Consider the following 880-nt stretch of genomic DNA (forward strand, 5'->3'; position numbering starts at 1 on the left):
CTAGGCAGTGTGGACGAATTGACTCAGGTATCGGTTTGAGGATTCCGCCAAGAGACTCGATGTGATTCATGGAATGCCGGCTGGTTCGGAGGTCGGCGATGTTGACGAGAATGACGGAGACGGATTGGACGGTGGTGCTGGAGGTGTTCCGAGCGTCGCTGCCGCGGCGCGGGGCGAAGGGCCGGGATGACCGGTTGTTCCTGGAGGCGCTGCACTATTTCGTGGTCCACAACATCACATGGCGGGCCCTGCCCGAGCACTTCGGCAAATGGAACAGCGTGTGGAAGCGGTTCGACCGGCTGAGCAAGGCGAGCGTCTTCGAGATCTTCTTCGACCATCTCGCATCCCTCTCCTCATCGGCGCATCTGGTGCAGATGTTCGACAGCACCATCGTCCGCGCCCATGTCTCGGCGGCAGGGGCAAAAGGGGGCAGAAGGACCAGGCGCTCGGCCGTTCGCGCGGCGGCTTTTCCACCAAGATTCACCTGAAGACCGACTTCGACGGCCATCCCATCGCCTTCGACCTGACCGGCGGCGAGAAGGGCGACGCGCCGCACTTTCCCATCCTGCTCGGGCTCGGCCCCGACATCGACCCGCGGGCGGCCGTCGCCGACAAGGGCTATGCCAGCAAGGCCAATCGCCAGGCCGCACGCCAGCGCGGTATCGCTCCCGTCATCCCGCACAAGGCCAACGAAAAGAACAAACCCGCCTTCTTTGCCAAGGCGCTCTACAGAGGCCGCGCCCGCATCGAGCAGGCCGTCGGCAAGTTCAAGCGCTTCAAGCGCATCGCCCTACGCTGCGAGAAGACCAAACGAAACTTCGCCTCCTTCGTTGCTCTCACCGCTGCCTTCATCTTGGTCAAATCCGTCCACAGAACCTAG

At 62.7% G+C, this 880-nt stretch carries 1 protein-coding gene and 1 pseudogene; both read left to right on the plus strand.

Going from position 1 to position 880, the window contains the following annotated elements:
• Positions 1–110: 110 nt before the first annotated feature.
• Positions 111–263, plus strand: a pseudogene (locus ACTOWL_RS37965) (transposase); the annotation flags it as partial.
• A 5-nt stretch (positions 264–268) separates the two neighbouring features.
• Complete coding sequence (locus tag ACTOWL_RS37970; protein WP_441326482.1) at positions 269–880, plus strand: IS5 family transposase; 612 nt, start codon at positions 269–271, stop codon at positions 878–880.

It is taken from the genome of Inquilinus sp. CA228, from assembly GCF_052078665.1.
In the GTDB taxonomy this organism is placed as follows: Bacteria; Pseudomonadota; Alphaproteobacteria; order DSM-16000; family Inquilinaceae; genus Inquilinus.

Bases quoted from the DNA above. Each gene is read 5' to 3' on its own strand.
- ACTOWL_RS37970 (WP_441326482.1), top strand. From the start codon at position 269: ATGGAACAGCGTGTGGAAGCGGTTCGACCGGCTGAGCAAGGCGAGCGT.